Source organism: Moorena sp. SIO4A1 (genome assembly GCF_010672065.1).
GTDB lineage: Bacteria > Cyanobacteriota > Cyanobacteriia > Cyanobacteriales > Coleofasciculaceae > Moorena.
In genome coordinates this window covers 1-1,301 of record NZ_JAAHHX010000810.1, presented here as the reverse complement: position 1 = coordinate 1,301, position 1,301 = coordinate 1, and the positions used below count along the sequence as shown (strand labels likewise).

The 1,301-nt window shown below is 43.7% G+C and carries 1 protein-coding gene; it reads left to right on the top strand.

Annotation, left to right across the window (positions count from 1 at the left end; genetic code table 11):
- Nucleotides 1-132 precede the first annotated feature (132 nt).
- The gene (locus tag F6K53_RS43100; RefSeq protein ID WP_293086812.1) at nucleotides 133-1,107 is read left to right on the top strand and encodes a peptidoglycan-binding protein; all 975 of its coding nucleotides are present in this window, start codon (nucleotides 133-135) and stop codon (nucleotides 1,105-1,107) included.
- Nucleotides 1,108-1,301: the final 194 nt, after the last annotated feature.

The following is a 1,301-nucleotide window of genomic DNA, read 5'->3' as shown; positions in this document are numbered from 1 at the left end:
TTGCTAGCATGCCTATTGCCTTGCGCGTAGCGCTATATTGCCGAACCTACGGCTAGTGACAGTGGTGCAAGATTTCAGGGAAAGCAACTAGAGTAAACCATTGAGTTAGGTATATATCCTAAATTTATAGTGATGGCAGACTATAGCAATCTCGAAAGCAATCTTGAATCAGAACAAACAAAACATGCAGATTTTTGTGAAGATTGTCACCAAATTAACCTGATAGATAATCAGCTTCAAACCCTGATCCAGACACAAGCGATCGCAAAAAATCGATTAACTACTGTTCGACAGGCTCCTGGCTGCTCTACTTCTATCCTGCGGGGACTAGACCAGCAGCTGATTGATGAAATGAATAGCATCGGACCCAATAGCTTGGTCAGTTTTGCCGACCTAGATGTGGCTAATGGTCCAGCAGTTCACCCTTTCCTTCAGGCAGTAGCTAAGCAGTCCTTGGCACGGGCAATTAAGGCTCGTGGTCGCACCCTTTCGGTCAATTCTGCTTACCGAACTATTGCTCAGCAACTAATGCTATTCAATCATGGTAAAGTTAGACGCTGTGGTATTGGTGTGGTTGCCCCTCCTGGTAGAAGTAATCACCAGAGTGGTTTAGCCCTAGATATTAATGACGAGCAAGGCTGGAGACCCTATCTAGAGCGAGAGGGTTGGAGGTGGTTTGGACCTGCGGATAGGCCTCACTTTGACTATATTGGCAGAGGTACACGAAACATTCGTCCTGTTGCAGTTAAAGCGTTTCAGCGACTCTGGAACCAATATAATCCGGACAAACCCATTGCTGAAGATGGGATTTACGGACGAAATACTGAAGCGCGACTGAATCAAGCCCCCATAGTTGGCTTTGGAAAAACTAACAATTCTACTCCAGAGGAGTCTCTGGTTAGAAGACTCAGCCTGACTCAACCCTATCTCGAAGGTGATGATGTTCGCGAAGTTCAGGAAGCTTTAGTTAAAGCAACTATTACTGTCGAGGTAGATGGCGTTTTTGGTCCCGCTACTGAGAAAGCTGTTAAGGAATTCCAGAAGCTAAAAGATTTAACAGTAGATGGAATCGTTGGACCTACAACTCGCTCGGCTCTGGGATTGTAAGCTTATTTGTGAACTTCTTAATGTTAGAATCTCTCTTCTGTCAATCTAGGCAGAAGAGAGATTTTATGAGTCTGGTTAATCACTTAGTATTAAGGTTAATCGTTAACTATTCCCAATTCTAAATTCTAAATTCTAAATTCTAAATTCCCTGTTCCCGATTCCCGATTCCCGATTCCCTAATAATTTCCACTAGA